The sequence below is a fragment of the Streptomyces sp. NPDC000880 genome, from assembly GCF_053599675.1.
The window spans coordinates 48661-55649 of sequence record NZ_JBSFMS010000037.1 but is presented as its reverse complement, the minus strand read 5'-3'; the positions used below and the strand labels follow the sequence as shown (position 1 = coordinate 55649).

7 protein-coding genes and 1 pseudogene are annotated in these 6989 nt (G+C 69.8%); 5 read left to right on the top strand and 3 right to left on the bottom strand.

Annotation, left to right across the window (positions count from 1 at the left end; genetic code table 11):
• Positions 1-405 precede the first annotated feature (405 nt).
• The 3 genes from ACWDO5_RS15300 (at position 406) to phoU (ending at position 2046) form a co-directional block, all read left to right on the top strand.
• The gene (locus ACWDO5_RS15300; protein WP_450530751.1) at positions 406-567 is read left to right on the top strand and encodes a hypothetical protein; all 162 of its coding nucleotides are present in this window, start codon (positions 406-408) and stop codon (positions 565-567) included.
• Between the two features lie 207 nt (positions 568-774).
• Positions 775-1134, top strand: a complete 360-nt coding sequence (locus ACWDO5_RS15295; RefSeq protein WP_450530750.1) for a nuclear transport factor 2 family protein — start codon at positions 775-777, stop codon at positions 1132-1134.
• 264 nt (positions 1135-1398) lie between these two features.
• Positions 1399-2046, top strand: coding sequence for a phosphate signaling complex protein PhoU (gene phoU, locus ACWDO5_RS15290; RefSeq protein ID WP_450530753.1), 648 nt, complete (start codon positions 1399-1401; stop codon positions 2044-2046).
• A gap of 152 nt (positions 2047-2198) precedes the next feature.
• Here phoU and ACWDO5_RS15285 read toward each other — a convergent pair whose 3' ends face one another.
• Entirely contained in the window at positions 2199-2744 is a 546-nt protein-coding gene (locus ACWDO5_RS15285) for a hypothetical protein (protein WP_450530749.1), read from the bottom strand.
• The gene (locus ACWDO5_RS15280; RefSeq protein WP_450530748.1) at positions 2741-2977 is read right to left on the bottom strand and encodes a type II toxin-antitoxin system prevent-host-death family antitoxin; all 237 of its coding nucleotides are present in this window, start codon (positions 2975-2977) and stop codon (positions 2741-2743) included. Before ACWDO5_RS15280 ends, ACWDO5_RS15285 begins: the two co-directional genes overlap by 4 nt.
• Here ACWDO5_RS15280 and tap point away from each other — a divergent pair.
• Together tap and tpg are read left to right on the top strand one after the other, a co-directional pair.
• Positions 2938-5004 (top strand): annotated as a pseudogene (gene tap / locus ACWDO5_RS15275) (telomere-associated protein Tap); the annotation flags it as partial. The gene ACWDO5_RS15280 and the pseudogene tap overlap by 40 nt on opposite strands.
• A 6-nt stretch (positions 5005-5010) precedes the next feature.
• Positions 5011-5568, top strand: a complete 558-nt coding sequence (gene tpg / locus ACWDO5_RS15270) for a telomere-protecting terminal protein Tpg (protein WP_450530747.1) — start codon at positions 5011-5013, stop codon at positions 5566-5568.
• A gap of 366 nt (positions 5569-5934) precedes the next feature.
• Here tpg and ACWDO5_RS15265 read toward each other — a convergent pair whose 3' ends face one another.
• The gene (locus ACWDO5_RS15265; protein ID WP_450530746.1) at positions 5935-6921 is read right to left on the bottom strand and encodes a zinc-dependent alcohol dehydrogenase family protein; all 987 of its coding nucleotides are present in this window, start codon (positions 6919-6921) and stop codon (positions 5935-5937) included.
• Between the last annotated feature and the right edge of the window lie 68 nt (positions 6922-6989).

Sequence of the window (6989 nt, the reverse complement as noted above, 5' to 3'; positions counted from 1 at the left end):
GAACTCCAATCCCTCCCCGGCGCCCAGCTCAACCTCGTCACCGGCCAGGACTACGCCACCACCCCCACTGCATCCACCGCCCCGGCCGCACCCGCGCCCCTGCCCACAGCAGTCAGCGGCCAGGCACGCTCCGCCGACCACGACCTCTGCTCCGACCTCTCCTACGGCTGACTTCCAGAACCACGGCGGCGGTTCAAGCGCCGCCGTGGCCACCTGCCGGCGGCCCGGGCCGCCCGCTTTCGGATCTGGGTCCGTCGGCCTGGGCTGCACGGGGCGCCGGAGGTGATGCCCGGGTGGTCGACGGTGGAGGTGTAGCGCAGGGCTGCGCTGACGGAGAGGCGAACAGGTCGCAGATCCGGTGGGGGTCACCTCCGGTGGCAGTCCAAGGGCCGGTGGGCGAGGTGTATGTCGATCCGCAGGACCAAGTGCCGGGTCGCCGCGGCTGCCGTCGGCGGCCTGGACCGCCCGGTCGCCTGCGACACCGAGCTACAGGGTGTAGTCCGTCAGGTACTGCTCCAGGGGCACCGCGCCCCTTGGAGCAGTGGTCAGGCGCAGCGGTGCGACTAACGCTGGCTGCTGCCCCAAGGTGCACGCCCTCTGTGTGCACCTCCAGGTGGCAGCGATCACCGCCCCGAAAGCGGATCACCAGTCGACCACCGCCGACACCTCCGGACGGTCACGCCGTGCACCTGTCGGCCGGCTGGCTGCTGAGGTGATGGCGTGGTGGGGTTTCTAGGAGCAGGACGCTCGCAGCCCATTGTCGGAGGTGTTGCCATGGCCGTCAGTGATGTTTTCGTCGCTTGGAGCAGCGGCGACTTCGACGCTTTCGCACGGGCTCTCGCGCCGGACGTCGAGCTTGTTGGATGCGATCCCGGCTCCGGAGACTGCCGCAACCGGCAGGAGGACCTCACCCTGCTGAGACAGCGACATGAGCAGGGTCGAACCACCGGGGTGATTCGTATAGACGATATCGGCGGTGCCTTGGTTGTCTCTGGTGTTCACTGCCGTGAGAGCGCCCGGCCGGTGGAGGCCGCGAGCGCCACACTCGTGATCTTCCGTGATGGCAAGATCATCCGTCTGAGGCAGTACCGCACCCGCGTAGAAGCCCTCGCCGCGGCGGGGGCCCGCGCCTGACCGACGATCCCGCGCTGAAAAGTCCTGGCCCCAACCTCGCGGTGTGCTGACCACGACGCGGGCAGTAACGAATCATCCCTGGTGAGAGCGCCGCCACGTTCGAGAGCTCACCGTAACGGCCGCGAGCGCCTCAAGTGTCATCCGTCCCGCCGTTAATGATCAGTGATGGATGCTGCGGGTGCCGGCATCCTGGTTTGTCATGGTGGGATCCTGGATTATGGCTGGTCGGGGCACTGCTGGCTGCTGGATAATCGGGGGAAGCTCATGCGGGATCGTTACCACGAGGAACTTGACGCCGTACACGTCCAGTTGGTGCAGCTGGCGGTGTTGGTGACCGACGCGATGGGCCGCGCGACGACTGCGGTGGTCGGCGGTGACCTCGGTGCTGCCGAAGAAGTGATCAGCCAGGATGCTGTGATCGATGCGACCCGTGATGACCTCGAAGCCCGTGTGATGTCCGTTCTGGCCCGTCAGCAGCCGGTCGCCACCGACCTGCGCACGCTCGTGGCCGCCCTGCGCATCTCGGCCGACCTGGAGCGGATGGGGGACCTGGCCTGCCACGTGGCCGAGATTTCCCGGACGCGGTATCCCGGCGCTTCTGTCCCCGCTGTGCTGCGGCCGGCCATCGAGGAGATGGGCCGGGGTCGCAAGCAGATGGCGACCAAGATGCGACAGGTCCTGGAGACCAGGGACCCCCAGGCCGCGACGGAACTGCGTTTCGACGACGATGCCATGGACGAGATCCACCGCAACACGTTCCACCACATGGCTGACGGCGCCTGGCCTCACGGCGTGGAAGCCGCCGTGGACCTGACCTTGCTCAACCGGTACTACGAGCGCTTCGCCGACCACGCCGTGAATGTCGCCAACCGAGTGATTTTCCTTGCCACCGGGGCCGCCGCCGACGTGTGATCCCCAGAACGGGCCTCGCGGATCCAGCCTCGCATGTTCGAGCAAGCGTGATCACCGAACGCCGGGGGCGTATGCAAACCGACATCTGCGGCGTTCCGCGTGACGTGCAGCGCTACGCCCAGTGCGATACCGGCAGAGGTGCGATGTGGGAGTCAAGGCATCGGCTGGCTGGTGGGGGTTGCCTGGTCGGCCGGTTGGTGGCGGCGTCGCTGCTCGTTGCGGTGTTCTTCGCGGGATGGGTGAACAGCACGAACCTGGCCCGGTACATCCACCACCTCGTTGACTCCGACGGCAAGGACACCGCCGCCGCCGGTGTCCGTCGGCACGACGCGCGCCCAGATCCGCAGATCCTGGCGTGGGTGTCGAGCAAGGCAGCCGCCCACAATCACGCTGGACGACTTGAAGAGGATCCAGCGCGGCTGACCAAGCATTGCCGAAGGGGGTGGCCTCACGCAGAGGCCACCCCTTCGGCAATGCTCAGCGCAGGCGGCCGAGGTGGAGCACGCTGATGCGGACCTGCTGGTCGCTGATCCGTGGATCCGCAGCACGTCGGTGCTGCCGAACGCGCCCTCGGGCCGGGGTTCGTCGGCGATGCGATCGACGGCGGTGAACACCTGCCGGACTCCCTGCGGGTCGTCCTTGGCGAACCGCTCCGCCTGGGCGAGGGCCTCGGGCTCCCAGATGACCTCGTAGCTCACGCCTCATCTCCGCCGAAGACGCGGCGGTACGCCTCTTCGTGCGGGACGCCAGCGTGCTCTCCCCGGGCCTGGCGCGCGCGGTAGGCGGCCAGGGCCCGCATCTCCTGCAGTTCGAGGGCATCGGCAGGGCTGACCAGTATCGCGATGGTCTGCCCGTGGTCGGTGATGGCGACCGGCTCACGGGTGGCGCTGACCTCGCGGGCGATGGCGCCGAGCCGGGCTCGGGCTTCCACGATCGATTGTGGAGCTCTACCCCGCCCCGGCGGCCGCGGTGTCCGAGCAGGACGCGGTGGTGCCCGAGACGTTCACCGGTCCCGCCGCGCCCGCGCCGCGCGAGACCGAGTCCGCAAAACCGCAGACTCTGTCCACAGGCCCGGCCTCAGATGCTGCGGCCGTGACTACTGAACAGCACAACCAGCAGCGCCCCACCACCGTCCCGTCCCGTCCGGCGGCCACGACCAGGCCGTCGTCGACGTCGCGGCGTCCGGGCGCGAAGAAGGCCGCGGCGAAGCCCGCAACGGCCACGGCCGCCTTCGACCTGCGCTTCGAGAACGGCCCGTTGGCGGTCGTGGACGTCGAGGACGGGAAGGTGTTCGCGTACTGTGTCGGCGGCCTGGTCCTGGACGTGCCCGCGAAGTCCATCCCGGCCCTGGTCGACTGGACCCTGTCCGAGGCGAAGCTCGGGCAGTCGAAGCTGTCCGGGCCGGGCAAGGACGCCGACCCGCTGATCGTGCTCACTGAGGCCGCGTGCGAGCGCTACGGCCTGCCGCTCCACTTCACCGAGGAAGAGCGCCTGTCCGGGCGGCTGCCGGAGGGCCACAAGGTCATCAAGCAGCTCGCGCGGGCCAACTGGCAGCTCACCAAGCGCGGGTTCGGGCCGTGGGCGAGGATCTACCGTCCGGCCAAGGGCTCGGAGCGGATGTGCGTGCAGCTGTGCATCCCGGGCTGGGACGCGCTCGACAACCGGCACTGGGGCGAGGCGGGTCAGCTTCCGCCGGCGGAACTCGCCCGTCTCCTGGGCACCTTCGCGACCCGGGTCATGACGCCGCGCGGCTCCACCGCCGTGACCGGCCTGGAGCTCATGACCGCCCTGCACCCGCCGACCCGCGCGTCCGAGCCGGACGAGAACGGCAAGCGCCGCAGCGAGCACAACCCGGGCTCCCTGGGCGCGCACCCGGTGGAGTGCGCGCCGTGCGAGGCCCCGGACGGGCACCCGCTGCTCGCGGATCTGCCGCGGTTCCACAAGCGGGGCCCGGACGAGGTTTTGGTGGAGGAGGCGTACGACTGGGCGCGCCCGCTCACCGACGCGGAGTGCCTCAAGTCGCACCTGGTGGGCATCGACGTGAACATGGCGTTCGCGGCCGGAGCGAACGGCACGATCGTCGGCCTGGGTGCGCCGACGCACGTCAAGAACCCTGCGTTCGACCCGAAGCTGCCCGGCTCCTGGCTGGTCGACCTCTCCCACGTCCACCTGTCCCGCGTGCTGGTCGGCAAGGAGTGGAAGCAGCTCGAAGGGGAGCTGCTGCCCAGTCCGTTCACGCCGAAGGGCGAGAGGCCCGAGGGCCTGGCCTGGTACGCGACGCCGACCGTCGCCTATGCGGTGGAGCTCGGCTACGACGTCGCGCCGACCGAGGCGTACGTCCGGTACGAGAACGGCCGGTTCCTGGACGGCTGGTACAACCGGCTGCGCGACGCGTACGTGGCGACGATGGCCGACCTGGGCGTCACCGGCGACCTGTCGCCGGAGGACTTCCTCGCGGCGATGGACGGCCACAAGCAGGTGGACCCGCAGCTGGCGATCGTGCTCTCCGCGGTCAAGGCCACCGTGAAGGGCGGCATCGGCAAGCTCCGCGAGCGCCCCCGCGGCGAAGGCTGGCGCTCCGGCGAACCGTGGCGGGCCCTGTCCCGGCCGACGTGGCGGCCCGACATCCGCGCCGCCGTCATCTCCCGCACGCGGATCAACATGCACCGCAAGCTGCTCAAGCACGCGCTGGCGACGGGCCAGTACCCGGTCGCGATCCTCTCGGACTGCGCCGTGTACGCCGTCGACGGGACCACGCCGCTGGACTTCGTGCCGTACCGGGACGGCAAGCCGCTGCCGGGCGGCTGGAGGCTCGGTGTGAGCCCCGGGATGGTCAAGCACGAGGGCACCCAGAGCGTGCTGTGGGGCGAGGGCGTGCGGGAGCAGTACGGCCCCGAGCTCAACCTCGCCCGCTACATCAAGGACGGCAACGTCACCAACAAGGACGACGGGGAGTAGACCGCGATGAGCATGTTCGGGGACGGCCTCGACAAGGCGGTGCAGCGAGCGTTCACCCGCCCCATCCCGAAGTCAGCCGGCGCCCAGATGCGGTACCTGGTCAAGCAGTACAAGGGCACGAAAGCCGTCGCCCAGATGCTGCGGATCTCCCAGCGCACCGTCGAGCGGTCCGTGAAGGACCAGATCAAAAAGCCCCGCCCGGACCTCGCCGCCCGCCTGGAGACCGAGGTGAAGGCCCGGTGGCAGCCGCAGATCCGGACGAAGGCCAAGAAGACGGCGGCCACCACAGGGGGCATCGTCATCGACACCCGCGCCCGGCTCGGCTACACCGCTCCGATCGGTACCACCGACCAGGACCGGATCCGCCACCTCACCGTGGCCCTGCCGCCGCAGTACGCCGCCCGCCTCTTCGACGCCCAGGAGCAGGGAGCCAGCGACCAGCGGCTCCAGGAAATCGCCGCCGAAGCCCTCAAGGACGTGTACTTCCAGGACGGCGGCCGCCGCGCGGGCAGCCTGGAGGAGGTGCGCTTCACCGACGTGGAGCACATCGACTTCGACCTGTAGGTCCCGAACAGCAGTGAGGCCCGAACCGCGTGTGGTCGGGTAGCCGGATCACGTTGCCGTGACCCGGCCCCCAGCGCGTCTCGGGCAGGGCGTGGCCCGACGCGCACCCCCCTGAGCCGTTGAGGTACACCGCTTTCGACGGGGACGCGGCCGGTGGGTGCCTGCAGGGTGGCCGCGACACCCTCATGCGAACTGGCAGTGCTGGTCCATGATCACGCGGGAGTGGCGCGATGACGGGTCGTGCGGAGGGCCGACCACGGCATGGCTTCACCGTGGCTCCACCGCCTGCGAAGCACGGGGTGCAGGACTTCTACCGCGCCCGTCTGGCGGGATGCGGCGTCGTCGTGCCTCACCGCGCCGGCTGCTTCACGCGTCGATGTCGACGATGATCTTGCCGGACGAGGTGCCCCGCTCGATTTCGGCGTGCGCCTGGGCGACGGTGTCGAGCGTGTAGCGGCGCGGGTCGACCAGAGGGCGCAGCTTGCCCCCCTCGGCGAGCCGCGTCGCGCTCCGCAGGATCTCGCCGTGGTGCTCGCGTCCACGTCCGCTCAGCATCGGCAGCAGCGTGAAGACACCCGAGTAGGTGGCGCCGCGGAAGGAGAGCGGCGCGATGCTGTGGGTGCCAAAGCCGAGCGCGCTGACGACGTGTCCGGTATAGGTCCGGGCGGCAGCGAACGAGGCGTCGAGGACAGGGCCCCCCACGGTGTCGTAGACGACGTCGAACCCTTCGCCGCTGGTGTGCTTGGCCACGTACTCCTCCACGGTGCAGCTGGTGCGGTCGATCGCCGTGGCGCCGAGCTGTTCCACAACAGATGCTCGGGCAGGGGACACGGTCGCGTAGACGTACGCGCCACGGGCCGTGGCGATCTGGATCGCGACGCTGCCCACCCCGCCGGCCCCGCCGTGGACCAGGACGTGCTGGCCGGCGCGGACCTGGGCGCGGTCGACCAGTCCCTCCCACGCGGTGATCACGGCCAGGGGAAGCGCGGCGGCCTCGCGCATGCCGAGTGAGACCGGCTTGAGGGCCAGGAGTCGCGCGTCCACAGCGGCGAACTGGGCGAGCGACCCCTGCAGGGCCCCGACGCCGCCGGTCAGCCCGTACACCTCGTCGCCTGCCCGGAAGTTATGGACGCCTGGGCCGACCTCCTCGACGACGCCCGCCAGGTCCATGCCGAGCACAGCGGGCAGCTGGCTGCGGGCGTGGCCGGCCAGGCCGGCCGTGATCTTCGTGTCGAGCGGGTTGACGCCGCTGGCATAGATCCGGACCAGGACCTGTCCGGCTTCAGGGACGGGCTTGGGCAGCTCCCGCGGGATGAGGGGACCGCCGAACTTCTCCAACACCATGGCACGCATGCTTTACCTCTTTCTCTCCATGAGCGCTTAATCAGACAGACTAGTCCGTACGATTAAGGTTGGCAAAG